This is a genomic window from Sphingomonas sp. ABOLH (genome assembly GCF_003951715.1).
Lineage (GTDB): Bacteria > Pseudomonadota > Alphaproteobacteria > Sphingomonadales > Sphingomonadaceae > Sphingomonas > Sphingomonas hankookensis_A.
This window is the reverse complement of record NZ_QQWV01000059.1, coordinates 1-20,700: the sequence shown is the minus strand read 5'-3', so window position 1 is coordinate 20,700 and position 20,700 is coordinate 1. Positions and strand designations below refer to the sequence as shown.

Here is a 20,700-nt window from a genome sequence, read left to right as displayed (position 1 = left end):
GGGCTGTGGTTTGCCGGGGGTGACGGTGACGTCGTGCGGGCCGGGCGGGCGGATGGGAGGGAGGCTGGGGATGGTGGTCATGCCGTCAGCCCCTCACGGCAGTCGCCGTACCCCGGCCAAGGCAGGACGTCTGCGAAAGTCCGCTTCACCGTATCCCCGCGCAGGCGGAGATCTAGAGCCACACACGCAAGCCCCAGTTTTGCCTGGCCCTGGACCCCCGCCTGCGCGGGGGTACGGTTGCGTTTTCGGGTACGAGCAAGACTTTCGCAGCAGTCTCGCGAAGGCCGGGGTCCGGTTGTGGGCCGGGTGCGGTTATGCGGCAGCGTCGCCCGACTGGGCCCCGGCCTGCGTCGGGGTACGTCCAGTTTGCTGGGTAAGGCTCCGCCCCACGCGACCGCGTACCCCCGCGCAGGCGGGGGTCCAGGGTTATCAGCCACCACGGCCGGCGTTCGTGGCTCTGGATCCCCGCCTGCGCGGGGATACGGGGGGCCGTAGGGATACGGGCGGGGTGCGCGGAGGGCCGCCATCACATCCGGAAGATGCCGAACTGTGCGCGGTCGGCGATCGGTGCGTTGAGTGTCGCCGACAAAGCGAGGCCCAGTACGTCGCGGGTCTGTTCCGGCAGGATCACGCCGTCGTCCCATAGCCGCGCGGTGGCGTAATAGGGGCTGCCCTCCGCCTCGTAACGGTCGCGCACCGGGGCCTTGAACGCTTCGGCCTCCTCCGGCGTCCAGTGGTCGGCGTCGCGGTGGACGGTCGCCAGCACGCTCGCCGCCTGTTCGCCGCCCATCACCGAGATGCGGCTGTTCGGCCAGGTGAACAGGAAGCGCGGCGAATAGGCGCGGCCGCACATGCCGTAATTGCCGGCACCAAAGCTGCCGCCGATCAGCACCGTGAGCTTGGGCACCTGCGCGGTGGCGACGGCGGTGACCAGCTTCGCGCCGTGCTTGGCGATCCCCTCCGCCTCGTACTTGCCGCCGACCATGAAGCCGGAGATGTTCTGGAGGAACAGCAGCGGCACGCGGCGCTGGCAGGCTAGTTCGATGAAATGCGCGCCCTTTTGCGCGCTTTCGGAGAACAGCACGCCGTTGTTGGCAAGGATCGCGACCGGCATCCCCCAGATACGGGCGAAACCGCAGACGAGCGTCGTGCCGTAGAGCGGCTTGAATTCGTGCAGCTCCGATCCGTCGACCAGCCGGGCGATCACCTCGCGCACGTCATAGGGCGCGCGGACGTCGGTGGGGATGATGCCGGCAAGATCGGCGGGGTCGTGCAGCGGGGCGCGAGGTTCCGCCACTGCGATCTCGGCGCGGCGCGGCGGCGGCAGGGTCGCCACGATGTCACGGACGATCAGCAGCGCCTGTTCGTCATCCTCCGCGACATGATCGACCACGCCCGACTTGCGGCCATGGGTGTCGGCCCCGCCCAGTTCCTCGGCGCTGATGACTTCGCCGGTCGCGGCCTTGACGAGGGGCGGGCCGGCGAGGAAGATCGTGCCCTGATTGCGGACGATCACCGTCTCGTCGGACATGGCCGGCACGTACGCGCCGCCGGCGGTGCAACTGCCGAGCACGCAGGCGATCTGGGGAATGCCCTTCGCCGACATCTGCGCCTGGTTGAAGAAGATGCGGCCGAAATGGTCGCGGTCGGGAAAGACCTCCGCCTGATGCGGCAGGTTCGCGCCGCCGCTGTCGACCAGATAGATGCACGGCAGATGGTTTTCGGTCGCGATCTCCTGTGCGCGGAGATGCTTCTTGACCGTCATCGGGAAATACGCGCCGCCCTTCACGGTCGGATCGTTGGCGACGATCATCACCTGCCGGCCATGGACCTGACCGATGCCGGCGATGACACCCGCCGCCGCCGCTTCGTCGCCATACATGTCCGTAGCCGCCAGCGCGCCGATTTCGAGGAACGGCGAGCCGGCGTCGAGGACACGGTGGATGCGGTCGCGCGGCAGCAGTTTCCCGCGGGAAACATGGCGTTCGCGGCTGCGTTCCGGTCCGCCCAGCGCCGTCGTGGCAATGCGGGCGCGCAGTTCGTCGGCGAGCGCTTCGTTATGCGCGGCGTTGGCGGCGAAGGCATCCGATCCGCGATCGATCAGGCTCGGCAGCACCGTCATTGTGCGCGCGTCCCCTCGCCCAGCAATTCGCGACCGATCAGCATCCGGCGAACTTCGTTGGTCCCGGCACCGATGTCGAGCAGCTTCGCATCGCGGAAATAGCGTTCGACCGGCCAGTCGCGGGTATAGCCCGCGCCGCCCAGCGCCTGGATCGCGTCGTTGGCGACCTTTACCGCATTTTCGGACGCCAGCAGGATCGCGCCCGCCGCATCGTGGCGGGTGGTACGGCCGGCGTCGCAGGCGCGCGCCACGGCATAGACATAGGCGCGGGCGGAGTTGAGCGCGACCGACATGTCGGCGATCTTGCCCTGCATCAGCTGGAACGCACCGATCGGTTTGCCGAACTGCTTGCGCTCCGCGACATAGGGCAGGACGGTGTCGAGGCACGCCTGCATGATCCCGAGCTGAATGCCCGACAGCACGACGCGTTCGTAATCGAGACCCGACATCAGTACGCCGACGCCGCCGTTGAGCGGCCCCATGACGTTGTCGTCCGGCACGAAACAGTCGTTGAAGACCAGTTCAGCGGTGGGCGAGCCGCGCATGCCCATCTTGTCGATCTTCTGGCCGATCGAAAAACCGGCGAAGTCCTTCTCGATCAGGAAGGCGGTGATCCCCTTCGATCCGGCATCGGGCTGGGTCTTGGCATAGACGACCAGGGTCGCGGCATAGGGCGCGTTGGTGATCCAGAATTTGGTGCCGTTCAGGCGCCAGCCGCCATCGACCTTGTCGGCGCGCAGCTTCATCGAGACGACGTCCGAGCCGGCGCCGGCTTCGGACATGGCCAGCGAGCCGACATGCTCGCCGCTGATCAGCCTGGGCAGGTATTTGGCCTTCTGCTCCGCATTGCCCCAGCGCGCGATCTGGTTGACGCAGAGGTTGGAGTGGGCGCCATAGGACAGGCCAACCGAGGCGGAGGCGCGCGCCACTTCCTCGCAGGCGACGACATGTTCGAGATAGCCGAGGCCGAGGCCGCCATCCTCTTCGCTGACGGTGATGCCGTGCAGGCCGAGCGCGCCCATTTCGGGCCATAGCTCGATAGGGAAGCGATCCTCCGCATCGACCGCCGCCGCTACGGGTGCGATGCGGTCCGTCGCGAAGCGCTGCGTGGTCTCGCGAATGGCATCGGCCATCTCGCCGAGCGCGAAATCGAGCATGTCTCTCTCCAATGGTCCGGTCTCCGCCGGATCGTATCTGTCGTTACTATTAGGCCGGCAGGCCTGGTCAACGCAAGCATCGCATCGTCAGCCCGGAAGCAAGGTAAGACCGGCGGCCAGCCCTCCATTCCGTATCCCCGCGCAGGCGGGGATCCAGAGCGACCAGCACCAGCCCTCGCTTTGTGTGGCGCTAGACCCCCGCCTGCGCGGGGGTACGTGCTGGCACTTCCAGCGGCATTGGACGCCGACGCCTGGACCCCCGCCTGCGCGGGGGTACGGGTGTCGCCATCGACCTCGCCCTCCTTGCTGGGCCTGGCCCCCCGCCTGCGCGGGGGTACGGTACGGTTCTGCTCGGCGGTCGGAACGACCATTCATCGCAACGCATTGCCGGCCGGACCGTCGAGACAGCGCAGGACGGCGGCACGATCGAACGGCGCTGCGGCAGGCGCGGTCGTCGGGGCGATGTCGACCGGGCGGCCGATGGTGGCCGCGCCGAAGCGGCGGTCGCCCTGCCCTGCGCAACGCTTCGCCTCGGTGAGCAATTTGGGCGGCGTCGCCCAGCCTTCATAGGACAGGCGGAAGGTGCCCCAATGGATCGCCAGCCCCTGCGATGCGCCCAGCCGTCCGAAGACGTCGAGCGCATCGACCGGGCCGATATGCGCGCCGCTCGCCATCTGTCCGGGCTGGAAGCGGAAGGCGCCGATGGGGATCAATGCGAGGCGGATCGGGCCGAGCGCGGCGGCCTCTCGCACCCACTTGCCGTCGCCCATGCCGGTGTCGCCCGCGAAGAACAGATTGCCGCCGGGCAGTTCGACGACGAACGCCGACCACAAGGCGCGGTTGCGGTCGACGAACCAGCGGCTCGACCAGTGATGGTTGCGCACGACATGAACGGTGGCGCCGCCCACGCGCTCCGCCTGTCGCCAGTCGAGCGCGGTCGCGGCCATGCCGGCGCTGCGCAGGATCGCGTCGTTGCCGAGACTGGTGACGATCGCCGGGCGGTCGCGGTCGTACAATGTCTTGAGCGTCGACAGGTCGAGATGGTCGTAGTGATTGTGGCTGATGAGGATCAGGTCGATCTTCGGCAGGTCGGCAAGCGCGATGCCGGGTGCCGCGACCCGCTTCGGGCCGAAGCCGAACGGGCCGGCGCGGTCGCTCCAGACGGGATCGGTCAGGATGTTGAGGCCGGGGGTCTGCACCAGCACCGACGCATGGCCGACCCAGGTGACGCGCATCGGCGTCCGCGCCGGTTCGCGGGCGGGACGGGTCGTGGCGGGGAGCAGCTCGGCGGGCTTGGCGGGGGTCACCGGCACGTGATCGGGCCAATCCGGTCGGCCGTCGGTTCCCGTCGCCTGTCGCCAGAGATAGCCACGCCTGCTGCCGCCCGGAGGCGCGGTCGTGTCGTCGCCATCGGGGTTGAAAAAGCGTGCGCCATCGAAATGGTCGCCCGCGACCCCGCGATAATAGATGCGGTCGAGGAAGCGCGGCACGATCGTGATCGCGAGGCACAGGGCCGCGACGAGCCACACGACGGTCCAGACCAGCCCCTTGATGATGCGCCCCATCAAGCCCGAACGTCCGGGTGCGATTTTCGATGCGCCGGCACTCTTGTGTTGCTCGTTTACCACACCATATCGCCGGCAACATCACAGGGGAGCATCCCATGAACCTAGAGAAATTCACCGATCGCGCGAAAGGCTTTTTGCAGGCCGCGCAGACGGTCGCGATCCGCAACAGCCATCAGCGGATCAGCCCGGAACATATCCTCAAGGCACTGCTCGACGACGAGCAGGGCATGGCGTCGGGCCTCATCAACGCCGCCGGCGGTGACGCGCGGCGCGCCAATGCCGAGACCGATGCCGCGCTGGCCAAGGTGCCGTCGGTTTCCGGATCGGGGGCGCAGTCCTCGCCGGGGCTGGACAACGACACGGTGCGCCTGCTCGACCAGGCCGAGCAGATCGCGACCAAAGCGGGCGACAGCTTCGTCACCGTCGAGCGGCTGTTGCTGGCGCTTGCGCTGTCGCCCGGCGCGGCGGGCAAGGCGCTGACCACCGCTGGCGTCACCCCGCAGGGGCTGAACGCCGCGATCGACAAATTGCGCGGCGGGCGCAGCGCCGACACGGCGGGGGCCGAGGATCGCTATGACGCGCTCAAGAAATTCGCCCGCGACCTGACGGCGGCGGCGCGCGACGGCAAGCTCGATCCGGTCATCGGCCGCGACGAGGAAATCCGCCGCACGATCCAGATTCTTGCCCGCCGGACCAAGAACAATCCGGTGCTGATCGGCGAGCCGGGCGTCGGCAAGACCGCCATCGCGGAAGGCCTCGCGCTGCGTATCGCCAATGGCGACGTGCCCGATGGCCTCAAGGACCGCGCGCTGATGTCGCTCGACATGGGGTCGCTGATCGCCGGCGCGAAATATCGTGGCGAGTTCGAGGAACGGCTGAAGGGCGTGCTCGACGAGGTGAAGGGCGCCGATGGGCAGATCATCCTGTTCATCGACGAGATGCACACGCTGATCGGTGCGGGCAAGTCCGAAGGGGCGATGGATGCGGGCAACCTGTTGAAACCGGCGCTTGCCCGCGGTGAACTCCACTGCATCGGTGCGACCACGCTCGACGAATATCGCAAGCATGTCGAAAAGGACCCCGCGCTCCAGCGGCGGTTCCAGCCGGTGTTCGTCGGCGAACCGACCGTCGAGGACACGATCAGCATCCTGCGCGGGCTGAAGGAGAAGTACGAGCTGCACCATGGCGTGCGGATCACCGACGGCGCGCTGGTGTCGGCAGCGACGCTCAGCAACCGCTACATCACCGACCGCTTCCTGCCCGACAAGGCGATCGACCTGATGGATGAGGCCGCCAGCCGCATCCGCATGGAGGTGGAGAGCAAGCCCGAGGAGATCGAAAGCCTCGACCGTCGCATCCTGCGCATGAAGATCGAGCGCGAGGCGCTGCGCCGCGAGAGCGATGCGGCGAGCATCGACCGGCTCGACACGCTGGAGGAGGAACTGGCCAATGCCGAGGAGCAGCTGGCGGGCCTCACGACGCGGTGGCAGGCGGAGCGCGACAAGATCGCTTCCGAAGCCAAGCTCAAGGAACAGCTCGACGCCGCGCGTGTCGCGCTGGAACAGGCGCAGCGGTCGGGCGACTTGGCCAAGATGTCCGAGCTGACCTATGGCACCATCCCGACGCTGGAAAAGCAACTGGCCGAGGCGCAGCAAAATGCCGGCGGCGCGATGCTGCGCGAGGAAGTGACCGCCGACGACATTGCCGCCGTGGTCAGCCGCTGGACTGGCATCCCGGTCGACCGGATGCTGGAGGGCGAGCGCGAGAAGCTGCTGACGATGGAAGCGGCGCTGGGCAAGCGGGTGATCGGCCAGGCCGAAGCGGTGCGCGCCGTCGCCACCGCCGTCCGCCGTTCGCGTGCCGGTCTACAGGACCCGAACCGGCCGCTGGGGTCGTTCCTGTTCCTTGGGCCGACCGGCGTCGGCAAGACCGAGTTGACCAAGTCGCTGGCCGAGTTCCTGTTCGACGATCCCAACGCGATGGTGCGGATCGACATGAGCGAGTTCATGGAAAAGCACGCGGTCGCCCGGCTGATCGGTGCGCCTCCGGGCTATGTCGGTTATGAGGAAGGCGGCGTGCTGACCGAAGCCGTGCGGCGTCGGCCCTATCAGGTCGTGCTGTTCGACGAGGTGGAGAAGGCGCATGGCGACGTCTTCAACATCCTGTTGCAGGTGCTGGACGATGGTCGCCTGACCGATGGGCAGGGTCGCACGGTCGATTTTTCGAACACGATCGTGATCCTGACGTCGAACCTCGGCTCGCAATACCTGACCAACCTCGCCGACGGGCAGCCGGTCGAGGAGGTCGAGCCGCAGGTGATGGACGTGGTCCGCGCGCATTTCCGGCCGGAGTTCCTCAACCGGCTGGACGAGATCATCCTGTTCCACCGCCTCGCCGCCGATCACATGGCGCCGATCGTCGACATCCAGGTCGGGCGCGTCGGCAAACTGCTGGCGGACCGCAAGGTGAAGGTCGAACTGACCGACGCCGCGCGGGCGTGGCTGGGGCGGGTCGGCTATGACCCGGTCTACGGCGCGCGACCGCTGAAGCGTGCGGTGCAGCGCTATCTGCAGGACCCGCTGGCCGACCTGATCCTGCGCGGCGAGGTCCGCGACGGGTCGACGGTGCGGGTCGACGAGGGTGACGGGGCGCTGAGCCTAAGCGTCGCGTAACGAAAAAGGCGGCGGGGGATCGCTCCCCCGCCGCCCATTCGTCTGGCTGGACCGGCTCGCTTAGAAGCGGGCGCGAGCCTGGACCGTGTACGACCGACCGAAGATGATCGGGCCGTACCAGGTGGTGTCGACGCCACCCTGATCGAAATAGCCGTTCGGGGTGCGCTTCGCCTTCGCGTTCAACAGATTGTTGACGATGAAGGTGAAGTCGAACTTTTCGCCCACGCCCTGACGCACGGTCAGGTCATAGTAGCTGAGCGTCGGCGTGACCGGATTGACCGGCAGACCGAAGTCTTCCTCGACGCGCGAGACGAAGTTCCAGCGGCCCTGGATCGACGTCCGGTCGAGGTCATAGCCGACCGTCAGCGTCGACTTGTACGCTGGGATCGCACCACCATTGCCGCCCGACGACTTGCCGGCGAACTCCGTATCGTCGAGCTTGTAGCTGTTGGTCCAGGTGAAGACTTCCTGGAAGCGCAGCTTGCCGTTGAAACCGAACTGATCCAGCGGGAGGATCAGGTTCGCCGCCGCATCGATACCGTTGGTGCGGCGCGTGCCCTGGTTGCCGGTGGCGGTATTGATCGCGTCGATCTGCCCCGTACCGGCGTTACGACGGATGCGGTCGCAGGCCGTCGAGACATTCTGAACGTAGCACTGATTGATGAAGAACCCGGCACCCAGCGTGGTGATCAGATTTTCAATTTTGATGTTGTAGTAGTCAACGGTCAGCGAAAGCGTACCGAAACCGATCTTCGGCGTCAGCACCGCACCGAGCGTGTAGGTTTCGGCCTTTTCTTCCGAGATATTCGGGTTGCCGAACGCAAAGGCTTCGACCTGGCTGTTGTTCTGCAGGAACCCGTTATAGCCACCCGCCGCTGCGAATGCCGGGGTCTGCGCCGAACAGATGGCGAGCGCTTGTGCGGTGCGGCTGGCACCGGCGTTGCAGGGATCGACATAGCTCGGGAAGCCCTGATCGCCGTTCTGGAAGAGTTCGATGATCGAGGGAGCGCGTGCTGCCTTGTTGTAGATACCGCGGAAGCGCATCCAGTTGATCGGTGCCCACTGGGCGCCGGCCTTCCAGTTGAACAGGCTGCCAATGGTCGAATAGTCGGAGTAACGGGCACCGGCTTCCACGGACAGGTCGTGGAAGAACGGAATTTCGGCGAGCAGCGGAACGCGGATTTCGCCGTAGCCTTCCTTCACGTTAATCGAACCGCCCTGACTCTGCACAGCGTTGAAGCCGTAGATGTTGCCGGTGCGCTGCGCATCATCGACGGTCACGGCGCCGCGGTCGGTGCGAACTTCACCACCGAGCGCGATCTGGACGTCGCCATAGGGGAGCTTGAACAGCGAACCCGACACGTTGGCAGCGGCACGGACCTGTTCGAACTCGCGTGATTCCTTGGTGTCGATGCGTACGAACGACAGCATCGCCGGGGTCAGCGTATTGGCGCCGAAAATATTGACCGGCACGCAGCCCGGCAGCGAACCGGTCGGGCAACCGTTCAGCCCCTGAGCGACTGCAGTGCGGTTGATATTACCCAGCGACGTCGCCAGCGCATCGACCTTGCCATAGCTGACCGTCGCGTCCCAGTTCCAATCTTCGCTCAGTTTGCCCGACAGCGTGCTGCGAATGGTGAAAGTCGTCGAATCGTAGATGCCGACGCGTGGGCCGGTTTCGCTGAAACGACGCGCATAGGTGAACGGTGCGGTCGGGTTCGGACGGCTAGCCAGGGCAATACGCAGGTCGGCCGGCAGCAACGGGCTGTTGTACGGAACGCTGATGCCCGTAGCGGGCGTCGGCGCGAGATTGACCGTCTGCGAGGTATCGACGTAGTTCGCCAGCACCTTCAGCTGGATGTTGTCGGTGATCTCGTACCGCGCCGTCGACGTCAGGATCAGCCGTTCGTACGGAGTCTGCAACAGGTTCAACGGATTGAAGTTGAAGCGGCTCGATCCCGACGCGCGATCGGCATAAGCACACAGGCCGCTGCCGAAATAGGGGCTCAGCTGGCCGTTGCTGTTGAACGACAGCGTACCGCCGTTGACGGCCACCCCGGCAGTCGCCGGATTACAATCGGTATTGGCCGCCGCAAAGGTGCCGGGAAGCAACGTAGCAAGATTGCGGAACGGGTTTGCAGCATTGTTCGACACCTGGCCCCACGGCGGCGTACCCGAGCCACCGGACGCGTATAGATAGTCGTTGTTGGCAGCGGAAATCAGCTCCAGCGGACGGCCAACGCGGATTCGGTCGTCGCCTTCCGCCTCAGTGCCCGCATCGTTGTAAATCAGGACCGATGCCGGCGTCGTAATCCGACGATCGCCTTGGCCGATCGCTTCACGGGTATAGTAGCTACCCGACAGAGTCAGATTGCCGCGACCGTCGTTGAAATTGCCTCCGAGCACGCCCTGGACGTTGAAGGTCGCCCCGTCACCCTGCTCGTTGATGCCGTACTGGGCCGACAGTTCGGCACCTTCGTAGCGGTCCTTGAGGACGAAGTTGACGACACCCGCGATCGCGTCCGAACCGTACACGGCCGACGCACCGCCGGTGACGACGTCGACGCGCTCGATCAAGCCGGTCGGAATGGTGCCGATATCAACGACGCCGGTCGCCGACGATGCGGGAACGCGCTCGCCGTCGATGAGGATCAGCGTGCGCTGCGGGCCCAGACCGCGAAGATCGAGGGTCGAGAAGCTCTCACCGCCCTGGTTGTTGGACACGCGGGTGTTGCCTGGGATCAGCTGCGGCAGTTCGTTCAGCAGCGTTTCAACGGTGACGGTGCCGGTCAGGTTGAACTGCTCGGCGGTAACCGTCGTCACCGGGCTGGGTGCGTCCAGATCGGGACGGGCGATACGCGAACCGGTGACGGTGATTTCCTGGGCGGTATCGTCGGTCGACGAATCTACCGGCCCCTGCGCGACCTGCGCCATCGCGGGCGATGCCACGCCGAACAAAAGCGTGGATGCCAGCAGAGCGCTACGTGCGTTCATCTTCATATATGCCCCTATTCCCCAAAGCACCGTAATCCCGATGCAATATTGCGAGACTAACGGCGTCCGAAGTTGCGAGGCAATTCTTGGAAACGGACCAGACACAAAATGCGAGATATCGTGTTTTTTCGGTAACAGTGGCAACTACAGGGGCACTTTGGCGGTAATTTTAGTCAAATAATTGCAATGCATGGGCTAATAGCAGTATCAATGTATTCTTACGATTGTCAGACGACCGTTGTTTTCTGATAATCGATACATGCCAATGTACTAAAAAATTGTACTATTTTACTGTACTATAACAGCATAGCGCCAGCAAATTTGCCGCTTCTTACGGCAACATGCACAAAAAATGGGCGCCCCGTTGCCGGAGCGCCCATCAGTTTCACCAAGGTCGGTGGATTTAGAAGTCGACCCGTGCACCGACGCGGATGAAGCGGCCGAGGATGTTCGCGCCGGACCAGGCCGGGTTGAACTGGCCCTGGCTGTAGGCGGCGCTGGGGTCGAACGGGGCCTTCAGGTCAAGGACGTTCAACACGTTGGTGTAGATCGAGAAGCGGTCGCTGACCTTGTAGGTCGCCGACGGACTCCAAGGAAAGGAAGTCCGAGGTCAAACTACTGCGCGACCAGTGCAGGGAGCAGGCTCTCCACGAGACTTCAGCATCCGCCAAACCTCACCCACCCAAACAAAAAGGGGCAGCTCCTTGCGGAGCCGCCCCTCTTCTGGCGTCGATGGAACGGTTCTTACAGACCGACCTTCACACCCGCGCGGAAGTACCGGCCGAGGATGCCGAGGCCGCCCTGCACCGGGTTGTAGAGGTGCGCGCCATAGGTGACGTTGTCGAGCGGCGGCAGCCGGTCGAACAGGTTGATGGCGTTCACGTAGAAGGTGAAGCGATCGTTGACCTTGAACGAGGTGTTCAGATCGACGGTGATGTAATCGCTGACCTTGCAGGGGATGGTGCCGTCCGAAAGGCCGCAGTCACCCGCGGTGCCCGGACCGGTCTGGTCCTCCGCCGACAGGTCATACCCGTCGAAATAGTTGACCGTCGCGCTGACCAGCACGTCACGGAACTCGACCGTGTTCAGCCACGTACCACGCCACTGCGGCGTGCCCGAGCCTGCCGTCAGGTTGTAGTTGCCCAGCGTCCCTTCGTAGCGTTCCTTCGAACCGTCGGGGAAGGTCGTGCTCAGTTCGAGTATGTAGCTCGCCTCGAGGTTGCTCGACACGCGCAGGTCGTCGTTGAAGCGATAGTTGGCGTTGATCCCGAAATCGATGCCTTCTGACTTGATCGTGTTGGCATTGATGAAGGGCGACTGCACGAACGCGATGCGCGGACGCGCGGTCGGGTTGTTAATGTCGACCGCGTCCGGGATGACCGTGTAGCCGGCCGGGATCGCCTGACCCGCATAATAGGCGGCAATCGCCGGAGCGTTGTTCGCGGTCGTGATCGCGTCGGTCTTCTTGATGTTATAATAGTCTACCGTGAACGACACGTTGCGGATCGGTTCGAACAGGATGCCGGCAGTGTAGCTGCGCGACTTTTCCGCCTTCAGGTCCGGGTTCGAAATGCTCGTCTGACCGTAGGTCGCTGCCGAGATGTAGGACGGGCAGCGGGTATAGGTCGCCAGCGAGCAGCCATATTGCGACAGGAAGGCGTCGTTGTAGATGCCCTGCGTCGCGCTGACGTAACCGGTGGTCGGGAAGGTCGCATTGGCTTCGCCGAACGACGGGATACGGAAGCCCTTCGACCAGGTACCGCGCACCACCAACTGGCGGATCGGGGTGAACTTCGCACCGATCTTCGGCGAGAAATTGTCCTGGCCGCTCGAGTACTTGTCGTACCGGCCCGAGGCGTTGATCAGGAACTGATCGACGATCGGCGCTTCGAGTTCGGCATAGGCCGAATAAACGGTGCGGTTACCCTTGGCTGCGAAGCCGTTCAGGCGGAAATAGCGCTGCGTCGGGCCGTTGATGTCGCTATTGGCGCTGGGCGCATCGACCGCTTCGTAGCGGATCGCGGTGCCGACACCGATGGCGAGCGGACCGCCGGGCAGTTCGAACAGCGACGTCTGGACGCTGGCCTGTGCCTGGTACAGGTCGGACGTGGCGTTGTTGATGTTTTCCGGCGCGATCTGGTCCAGCACCGCCTGGCTGTTGGCCTGCGGATTGATGAAGTTGTAGCTGCCGGTGTTGACCGCGTTCAGCAGGTTCTGAATGCGGACATAGCCGTTCGCGCGGGTCTGCAGGTCGATGTGCATCGCCGTCGCGCCGACATTGTAGCTGACATTGTCGGTGATGTCGCCGGTAACGCCGAGTGCCGCACGATAGGCGCGGGTGCGCGTCTCGTTTTGTTCCCGCAGGTTCGGGATGCGCCCGATGATCGCCGCCGTCTGGTTCTGCGCCGCGAACGGGTTGTTCGGGTTCAACACCCGGTCGGCCGCGGTCGAGCAGTTCACGCCCGACTGGCAGATATAGACCGGCAACTGCAGGATGGTGTTGTTGCCATAGGCAGCGATATTCGCCGAGGTGCTGTAGCGCGGGAAGTAGAACCCGGCCGGCGCATTGCCGCGGATCGTTGCCGGCAGACCTTCATAGAAGGTGTTGGTCTGCAGGAAGTTGAATTCGCCATAGGCTTCGCCATTGTCGCCGAACTTCGCGGTGGCGCGGGCCGAACCGCCGAAGCGTTCGATACGCGGCGCAATGTTGCCATAGAGCAGGGTCAGGTCTTCCTGGCACACCACGCCATTGGCCGGCGCGGCGGCATTTTGCGCCAGCGCCAGTTCGGCGGTGCTCAGCTGCGCAGTGGGCAGGCCCTGGCAACCGTTCAGATACTGATAGCGGCTCGACACGCCCGGGATCGCGGCGCCGGTGATGGGATCACGCGGACGGACCGCGAACGGCGTGGTGATTTCGAAACCGCCGGTGTTGCCATCAGCTTCCGTGCCGTTCAGCACGCCGTTGGCACCGCAGTTCCCTTCGTAGCACACCTGACGCAGATCGTCGGTGTTGTAGGGATAGCGGCGGTTGGCGGCGCGCAGCGCTTCCGAACGATAATAGAAGCCGCTGCCATAGATGTTGAAGCCGTCGTCCGACAGGTCGCCGATACCGGCGGTCAGAGACATGCGATACTGGCTCGCATCGCCCCGCTCGGAAATACCGGCTTCGGCGCGGCCACCGACGCCCTTGAACTGCTTCTTGGTGATGATGTTGACGACGCCCGCGACCGCGTCCGCGCCGTAGAGCGACGATGCACCGTCGCGCAGGACCTGCACTTCCTGGACGATATCGTCGGGGATGGTGTTCAGGTCGACGAAGTTGCGCGTGCCGTCGTCGGCCAGCGGGTAATAGGCGCCACGCAGGCCGTCGAAGAGCACCAGCGTCGAGTTCGACGACAGGCCGCGCAGCGACACCGCCGACGCACCGCCGGCGAAGGCGCCGTTGGCGGTGAACGAGTTGGTCAGCGCCGGGCCGTTGTTCGACGACAGCGTCTGCAGGCCGTCCTGGATCGTCGCGAGACCGCGGCGGTCGAGGCTTTCGGTCGTCACAACGGTAACCGGCGACGGCGTTTCGGCGTCGGCGCGGCGCAGCAGCGAACCGGTGACGACGATCGTCTCGTCGTCTGTCTGGGCGGCGGTGGTCGTCGGAACGGTCGCCGGCTGGGCGGCCGGCTCGTCGGCCGTTACCGTCGACTGCGCGAAGGCTGGACCGGCGATCGTGCTGACGATGAGCGCGGACAAAGCCGCTCCGTGGCGCAACGACGTGCGCATTGAGATGGCAACCATGGAAACAGCAATCCCCTTTAACCCAGACGGGCGTTCCAAGCGGCCGACCCGCATCGCTGGCGGGCCGAACCGGGCAAGTATCGGGCGTTACAAGCCTATTTGTAAATACGGATGGCTGTATTCTAGAAATTACGTGTCAGCTGTAACTATTGCGCAACACTTTGTCATAGAACGGATAGTGTGAGGAAACGATCCGCCCGTGGCGAAGCGGCATGCCGCCGCCTCGCAAGCGTTGCGAAGACCCGCCCGGACCGGTCGGAAAACGGCGTTACAGGAAGCTCGCGCGGACCCCGTCGATGACGAACTGCGCCGCCAGCGCCGCCAGCAGCACGCCGAGCAGGCGGGTGATGACCGCCTCGATCCGCGCGCCCAGCAGCTTCATGATCGGGCCGGCCGCCAGCAAGGCCGCAAGCGTCAGGGCGAGGATCGTGCCCAGCGCCCCCAGCACGACGGCGCGCGCGCCCCAGTCGCCGACCTGGCTCATCAACAGCATGACGGAGGCGATCGACCCCGGCCCGGCGATCATCGGCATCGCCATGGGGAAGGTCGAGACGTCCTCAACCTCGGGGGTTTCGATGATCTTCTGCGCGCGGTCCTCGCGGCGCTGGGTGCGCTTTTCGAACACCATTTCCAGCGCGATCAGGAACAGCATGATGCCGCCCGCGATGCGGAAACTGTCGAGGCTGATCCCGAGCGCCTTCAGCAGCGCCTGTCCGAACAGCGCGAAGACGACGAGGATCGCGGTGGCGATGCCGACCGCGCGGATCGCCATCGACCGGCGCTGGATGTTCGACGCGCCAGTGGTCAGGCCGGCATAGATCGGCGCGCAGCCCGGCGGATCGATCACCACGAAAAAGGTGATGAACGACGAGACGAACAGCTCGATCACAGTGTCTTGTCGTCGAACGCGATGCCTGCCCGGCGATACGCCGCGACCAGCGTGTTGCGCAGCAGGCAGGCGATGGTCATCGGCCCGACCCCGCCCGGCACCGGGGTGATCGCGCCCGCGACCTCCTTCGCCGACGCGAAGTCGACATCGCCGACCAGTCCCGCATCGGTGCGGTTGATGCCGACATCGATCACGGTCGCACCGGGCTTGATCCAATCGCCCGGCACAAAGTTGGCCCGCCCCACTGCCGCCACGACGATATCGGCGCGGCGGACATGGTCGGCCAGGTCGCGGGTGCGCGAATGGGCGATGGTGACGGTGCAGCTCTCGGCGGTCAGCAGCGCCGCCATCGGCTTGCCGACGATGTTCGAGCGGCCGACGACGACCGCGTCCATCCCCGAGAGATCGCCCAGCACGTCGCGCAGCAGCAACAGGCAGCCATAGGGGGTGCAGGGCACCATCCCTGGCAGGCCGGTCGCCAGCCGGCCGGCATTGACCGGGTGAAAACCGTCGACATCCTTGTCCGGGTCGATGGTCAGCAGCACGGCGTCGCTGTCGAGATGCTTGGGCAGCGGCAGCTGGACGAGGATGCCGTCGACCGCCGGATCGGCGTTCAGCTGTTCGACCCGCGCGATCAGGTCGTCCTGCGACACATCGGTCGACAGGCGATGTTCGAAGCTGGCCATGCCCGCCTCGCGCGTCGCCTTGCCCTTCGAGCGGACATAGACGGAGGACGCCGCATCCTCGCCCACCAGCACGACCGCGAGCCCCGCCGGACGACCGGCAGCGGCCGCGAAGGCGGCGGCATGGGTGGCGACACGCGCGCGCAAATTCGCGGCGAAGGCTTTTCCGTCGATGATCCGGGCAGTCATAGGGGTTGCATAGAGGGTGGCGGCAGGGTTCGCCACCCCCGGATTTTGCTCCCCCACACACACGTCACCCCGGGCTTGACCCGGGGTCTCGCTTCTTCTTCTCTTCACATCATGGACGGAGAGCGGCAGGGAGGCTGGGTGTACATCATGGCCGACCGCTATCGTGGTGCGACCTATGTCGGTGTTACCGCTGATCTCTTAATTCGTATTCATCAGCATCGAACCGGTCACGGTTCGATCCATTGCGCCAAGTACAATCTTGCCCGCCTTGTCTGGGCCGAACGCGGTGACGACATTCTCGCGTGCATCGCGCAGGAAAAACGCATGAAGCGCTGGCACCGGGACTGGAAGTTCGAACTGATAGAACGCGGCAATCCAGATTGGCGTGACCTTTCTACAACCATCTTCGGGTGAAGAAGCGGGACCCCGGGTCAAGCCCGGGGTGACGAGGTGGAAGCGGCTAAGCCAACTCCCCGCCGTTGCGATCCGGGCGGGGTCAAGCCCGGGGTGACGTGGAGGCGCGGAGGATGCGCCCCCACGTCAAAATACACCGCACCTGCGAAACGATTTCCCCCGACCCGGCGTTCATCGGACCGATGCCCTACCAGGACCTCCCTCCCCCGCCCGCCGGCCTGCTCGACGACGCCGGCCTGTTCCTCGATTTCGACGGCACGCTCGTCGACCTGGCCGACCGGCCGGACGGCGTGGTCGTCGGCGACTCGCTCCACGCGCTGCTGCGCCGCCTGCCCGACCGGCTGGGCGGACGGGTCGCGATCGTCAGCGGGCGGTCGGTCGAGCAGATCGACGGCTTTCTGGGCGATACGATCCGCGACTTTGCCGTCGTCGGCAGCCACGGCGCGGAAATCCGCCCGGCCGGTGGCACCACCCTGCTGCCCGATCGCCCGGCCAGCCTGACCGCCGCCGAACGCGCGTTCAAGGATCGCTTCGCCGACGACCCGCGCATTGTGATCGAGATCAAGACATTGGGCGTCGCGATCCATTATCGCGGCGCTCCCGAAGTCGAACAGGAGGCGCATGCGCTGGTCGACGCCTTCGCGCAACGCGACGGGCTCACGGCACAGGCAGGCAAGATGATGATCGAACTGCGCATGGCCGGCCATGACAAGGGCACCGCGATCGCGACCCTGTGCGAGGACGCGCCCTTTGCCGGCCACGCGCCGGTGTTCGTCGGCGACGACCTGACCGACGAACCGGGCATGGTGGTCGCCGCGCATCATGGCGGGGCGGGCATCTTGATCGGACCGATGCGCGATACCGCCGCCGCCTACCGGCTGGACGATGTCGCCGCCTTTCTCGACTGGCTGGAGAAGAATGCATGACCGCGACGATGGACCTTTGGCCGATCGGGAATTGCCAGGTATCGGCGCTGGTCGACCGTAACGGACGGTTCGTCTGGGGCTGCCTGCCGCGAGTCGATGGCGATCCGGCCTTTTCCTCGCTGCTCGACGACCGGCGGCGCGGGTCGGACGGCGCGTTCGGCTTCTGGGAGATCGATCTCGACGGCTGTGTCGAGACGCAGCAGACCTATATCCGCAACACGCCGGTGCTGGTGACGCGCCATGTCGACGGCGACGGCAATGCGATCGAGGTCGTCGATTTCTGCCCGCGCTTCAAACGGCACGACCGCATGTATCGCCCGGTCGCCTTCTGCCGGATCGTGCGCCCGATCGCGGGGTCGCCGCGCATCCGCGTGCGGCTGCGCCCGTCGGTCAACTGGGGCAGCGCGCAGGCGGAGCGGACGCGCGGGTCGAACCATATCCGCTACCTGCTCGACAGCGAAGCGATCCGCCTGTCGACCAGCGCGCCGGTCGGCTGGATCGAGGACGAGCGGCTGTTCCGGGTCGAGCGCACGCTGCATTTCTTCCTTGGGCCGGACGAGAGCTTTTCCGACGAGCTGCCGGCTTCGGTCGAGCGGATGCTGAAGAACACCATCGACGAATGGCGCCACTGGGTCCGCGGCCTCGCCACCCCGGTCGAATGGCAGCAGGCGGTGATCCGCAGCGCCATCACGCTGAAGCTATGCCAGCACGAGGAAACCGGCGCGATCGTCGCCGCGCTGACCACCTCGATCCCCGAACATGCGAATAGCGGGCGCAACTGGGACTATCGCTACTGCTGGATCCGCGACGCCTATTATACGGTGCAGGCGCTGAACCGGCTGGGCGCACTGGACGTGCTGGAGGGGTATCTCGAATATTTGCGCAACATCGTTGACAATGCCGCCGACGGGCAGATTCAGCCGCTCTATGGCGTGGGCGGTGAGGCGACCTTGGTCGAACGCGAGGCGGAGGGGCTGGACGGCTATCGCGGCATGGGTCCGGTGCGCGTCGGCAACCAGGCCTATGAGCAGATCCAGCACGACGCCTATGGCCAGATCATCCTGTCGAACGCACAAGGGTTCTTCGACCAGCGGCTGTTCCGCGTCGGCAAGCAGGCCGATTTCGAGGCGCTGGAGCCGATCGGCGAGCGGGCATGGGAAAGCTACGACAAGCCCGATGCGGGCCTGTGGGAACTGCGCACCAAGAGCCATGTCCACACCTATAGCGCGGCGATGTGCTGGGCGGCGTGCGACCGCCTCGCCAATGTCGCCGGCACGCTGGGCCTGACCGAGCGCGAGATCTTCTGGCGCGACCGGGCGACGGCGATGCGCGCCAAGATCGAGCGCGAGGCATGGCGGCCCGAGACGAACCGCATGTCGGCGACCTTCGGCGGCGACGATCTCGACGCCAGCATCATCCAGCTGCTCGACCTGCGCTTCCTCGAACCGAGCGACCCCCGCTTCATCGGCACGCTGGAGGCGGTGGAAAAGGGTCTGCGGCGCGGCAGCCACATGCTGCGCTATGCTGTCGAGGACGATTTCGGCCTGCCGCACACCGCGTTCAACGTCTGCACCTTCTGGCTGATCGAGGCGCTGCACGCGACCGGCCGCTATGACGATGCGCGCGAACTGCTGGAGGAGATGCTGTCGCGCTGCACCCCGGCGGGCCTGCTGTCCGAGGATATCGACCCCGAAACCGGGGAATTGTGGGGCAATTATCCCCAAACCTACTCGCTGGTCGGCATGATCAATTCCGCCGTCCTGCTGAGCAAGTCATGGAATGTCGTCAGATGAGTCGCTTGATCGTCATCTCGAACCGGGTGCAGGCCCCGCAGCCGGGCACCGGCGGCGGTGCGCAGGGCGGCCTTGCCGTCGCGCTGAACGCCGCGCTGGCCGAGGAGGACGGTATCTGGTTCGGCTGGTCGGGCGATACCAGCGACAATCGCGAACTCCGCTTCCAGACCTATGGCGGCGTCACCAGCGCGGTGATGGATCTGTCCGAGCAGGACGTGGAGGAATATTATGACGGCTATGCCAACCGGACGCTGTGGCCGCTGTTCCACTACCGGCTCGACCTGACAGAGTTCGAACGCGATTTCCAGGGCGGCTATGAACGGGTCAACCGCGTGTTCGGCGAACGCATCGGCCCGCATATCGAACCCGACGACCTGGTATGGGTCCATGATTACCACATGATCCCGCTGGGCTGGGTGCTGCGGCAACAGGGGATCACCAACCGCATCGGCTTCTTCCTGCACATCCCGTGGCCGCCGCGCCGGCTGCTGACCGCGCTGCCCGACCATCGCCGGCTGGTCGAGGCGCTGTTCGCCTATGACGTGGTCGGGTTCCAGAACGAGGAATGGCTCGACAGCTTCTTCAACTATGTGAAGGAGGAGATGGACGGCACGGTCGACGGCAACAACGTCACCGTCGGCGGGCGCACCATCTGCGCGATCAGCTGCCCGATCGGGATCGAGGCGAAGGACTTCATCGCCGGCGCCGCTGGGCCGGTGGCGCGCGCGGCGCAGCTCAACCAGCTCGAAAGCGCGGTCGGGCGCAGCCTGATCGTCGGCGTCGACCGGCTGGACTATTCGAAGGGGCTGCCCGAACGCTTCGCCGGCTACGAACGCTTCCTGCAGAACCATCCCGACCGGCGGGCGTTGGTCTATCTGCTGCAGATCGCCCCGCCGTCGCGCACCGCGGTGCAGACCTATCGCGACATCCGCAACAACCTCGAACAGATGTCGGGGCGGATCAACGGGGCCTATGCCGATACCGACTGGGTGCCGATCCGCTATGTGAACAAGGGCTATCCGCGCGAGGTGCTGGCCGGCATCTACCGCGCGGCGCGGATCGGGCTGGTAACCCCTTTACGCGACGGCATGAACCTGGTTGCGAAGGAATATGTCGCGGCGCAAGATCCGCGCGATCCGGGCGTGCTGATCCTGTCGCGCTTTGCAGGTGCCGCGCAGCAGCTGTCGGTCGGGGCGCTGATGATCAATCCCTATAGCGCCGAGGACATCGCCGACGGCATCGACAAGGCGCTCCGCATGCCGCGCGCCGAGAGGATCGACCGGTGGCAGGCGATGATCGAAAATGTGGTGGAAGAGGACGTCATCTGGTGGCGCAAGCGGTTCATCGACGCGCTGTCGGCGGAGACGCAATAGCCGACCTGCGCGTCACCCCGGGTTTGACCCGGGGTAACGCTTCCTTGCGGCGGTAGAAGAAGAAGCGGGACCCCGGATCAAGTCCGGGGTGACGTGGGCGGGAAGGAAGTGTCCCGCCCCCCGGCCCCCCGGCC

General features: G+C 65.4%; 13 protein-coding genes. 5 read left to right on the top strand and 8 right to left on the bottom strand.

All coding sequences use genetic code 11. The features are described from left to right. Positions 1 to 526: 526 nt before the first annotated feature. The 3 genes from CA237_RS17885 to CA237_RS17875 form a co-directional block, all read right to left on the bottom strand. Complete coding sequence (locus tag CA237_RS17885) at positions 527 to 2,122, bottom strand: carboxyl transferase domain-containing protein (protein ID WP_066689282.1); 1,596 nt, start codon at positions 2,120 to 2,122, stop codon at positions 527 to 529. After that, complete coding sequence (locus CA237_RS17880) at positions 2,119 to 3,279, bottom strand: acyl-CoA dehydrogenase family protein (RefSeq protein WP_066689280.1); 1,161 nt, start codon at positions 3,277 to 3,279, stop codon at positions 2,119 to 2,121. The genes CA237_RS17885 and CA237_RS17880 overlap by 4 nt, the downstream gene beginning before the upstream one ends. Positions 3,280 to 3,650: 371 nt before the next feature. Beyond that, positions 3,651 to 4,844 carry an MBL fold metallo-hydrolase gene (locus tag CA237_RS17875; protein WP_066689278.1) on the bottom strand — a complete coding sequence of 398 codons (1,194 nt, stop codon included), beginning with the start codon at positions 4,842 to 4,844 and terminating at the stop codon, positions 3,651 to 3,653. A gap of 98 nt (positions 4,845 to 4,942) precedes the next feature. On the opposite strand from CA237_RS17875, the gene clpB reads away from it, so the two are divergent. Beyond that, positions 4,943 to 7,519: an ATP-dependent chaperone ClpB gene (gene clpB, locus CA237_RS17870; protein WP_066689276.1), complete on the top strand. Its 2,577-nt coding sequence runs from the start codon at positions 4,943 to 4,945 to the stop codon at positions 7,517 to 7,519. Between the two features lie 60 nt (positions 7,520 to 7,579). Here clpB and CA237_RS17865 read toward each other — a convergent pair whose 3' ends face one another. The 5 genes from CA237_RS17865 to folD all read right to left on the bottom strand — a co-directional run bounded on the left by CA237_RS17865 (position 7,580) and on the right by folD (position 16,060). Next, entirely contained in the window at positions 7,580 to 10,519 is a 2,940-nt protein-coding gene (locus CA237_RS17865) for a TonB-dependent receptor (protein ID WP_066689274.1), read from the bottom strand. A 397-nt stretch (positions 10,520 to 10,916) separates the two neighbouring features. Further along, positions 10,917 to 11,051 carry a hypothetical protein gene (locus tag CA237_RS20165; protein ID WP_269746891.1) on the bottom strand — a complete coding sequence of 45 codons (135 nt, stop codon included), beginning with the start codon at positions 11,049 to 11,051 and terminating at the stop codon, positions 10,917 to 10,919. Between the two features lie 206 nt (positions 11,052 to 11,257). Further along, positions 11,258 to 14,299 (bottom strand): TonB-dependent receptor, encoded by a 3,042-nt coding sequence (locus tag CA237_RS17860; protein ID WP_066689272.1) that lies wholly within the window; start codon positions 14,297 to 14,299, stop codon positions 11,258 to 11,260. 268 nt (positions 14,300 to 14,567) lie between these two features. Then, complete coding sequence (locus tag CA237_RS17855) at positions 14,568 to 15,188, bottom strand: MarC family protein (RefSeq protein WP_066689270.1); 621 nt, start codon at positions 15,186 to 15,188, stop codon at positions 14,568 to 14,570. Next, positions 15,185 to 16,060, bottom strand: coding sequence for a bifunctional methylenetetrahydrofolate dehydrogenase/methenyltetrahydrofolate cyclohydrolase FolD (folD, locus tag CA237_RS17850; protein ID WP_066689268.1), 876 nt, complete (start codon positions 16,058 to 16,060; stop codon positions 15,185 to 15,187). Before folD ends, CA237_RS17855 begins: the two co-directional genes overlap by 4 nt. A gap of 111 nt (positions 16,061 to 16,171) precedes the next feature. Between folD and CA237_RS17845 the strand changes: the two genes are divergently transcribed. The 4 genes from CA237_RS17845 (at position 16,172) to CA237_RS17830 (ending at position 20,566) form a co-directional block, all read left to right on the top strand. Beyond that, positions 16,172 to 16,474, top strand: coding sequence for a GIY-YIG nuclease family protein (locus CA237_RS17845; RefSeq protein ID WP_084401393.1), 303 nt, complete (start codon positions 16,172 to 16,174; stop codon positions 16,472 to 16,474). A 182-nt stretch (positions 16,475 to 16,656) separates the two neighbouring features. After that, complete coding sequence (gene otsB / locus CA237_RS17840) at positions 16,657 to 17,400, top strand: trehalose-phosphatase (protein ID WP_066689266.1); 744 nt, start codon at positions 16,657 to 16,659, stop codon at positions 17,398 to 17,400. Next, complete coding sequence (locus tag CA237_RS17835; protein ID WP_066689264.1) at positions 17,397 to 19,193, top strand: glycoside hydrolase family 15 protein; 1,797 nt, start codon at positions 17,397 to 17,399, stop codon at positions 19,191 to 19,193. Before otsB ends, CA237_RS17835 begins: the two co-directional genes overlap by 4 nt. Then, on the top strand, positions 19,190 to 20,566 hold the full coding sequence (locus tag CA237_RS17830; protein ID WP_066689262.1) for a trehalose-6-phosphate synthase: 1,377 nt from the start codon (positions 19,190 to 19,192) through the stop codon (positions 20,564 to 20,566). The genes CA237_RS17835 and CA237_RS17830 overlap by 4 nt, the downstream gene beginning before the upstream one ends. Positions 20,567 to 20,700 lie beyond the last annotated feature (134 nt).

What these genes read in the sequence shown, in the direction of transcription:
- CA237_RS17885 (WP_066689282.1), bottom strand. Translation starts at nt 2,122, where the DNA reads ATGACGGTGCTGCCGAGCCTGATCGATCGCGGATCGGATGCCTTCGCC.
- CA237_RS17880 (WP_066689280.1), bottom strand. Translation starts at nt 3,279, where the DNA reads ATGCTCGATTTCGCGCTCGGCGAGATGGCCGATGCCATTCGCGAGACC.
- CA237_RS17875 (WP_066689278.1), bottom strand. Translation starts at nt 4,844, where the DNA reads ATGGGGCGCATCATCAAGGGGCTGGTCTGGACCGTCGTGTGGCTCGTC.
- clpB (WP_066689276.1), top strand. Translation starts at nt 4,943, where the DNA reads ATGAACCTAGAGAAATTCACCGATCGCGCGAAAGGCTTTTTGCAGGCC.
- CA237_RS17865 (WP_066689274.1), bottom strand. Translation starts at nt 10,519, where the DNA reads ATGAAGATGAACGCACGTAGCGCTCTGCTGGCATCCACGCTTTTGTTC.
- CA237_RS17860 (WP_066689272.1), bottom strand. Translation starts at nt 14,299, where the DNA reads ATGGTTGCCATCTCAATGCGCACGTCGTTGCGCCACGGAGCGGCTTTG.
- folD (WP_066689268.1), bottom strand. Translation starts at nt 16,060, where the DNA reads ATGACTGCCCGGATCATCGACGGAAAAGCCTTCGCCGCGAATTTGCGC.
- CA237_RS17845 (WP_084401393.1), top strand. Translation starts at nt 16,172, where the DNA reads ATGGACGGAGAGCGGCAGGGAGGCTGGGTGTACATCATGGCCGACCGC.
- otsB (WP_066689266.1), top strand. Translation starts at nt 16,657, where the DNA reads ATGCCCTACCAGGACCTCCCTCCCCCGCCCGCCGGCCTGCTCGACGAC.
- CA237_RS17835 (WP_066689264.1), top strand. Translation starts at nt 17,397, where the DNA reads ATGACCGCGACGATGGACCTTTGGCCGATCGGGAATTGCCAGGTATCG.
- CA237_RS17830 (WP_066689262.1), top strand. Translation starts at nt 19,190, where the DNA reads ATGAGTCGCTTGATCGTCATCTCGAACCGGGTGCAGGCCCCGCAGCCG.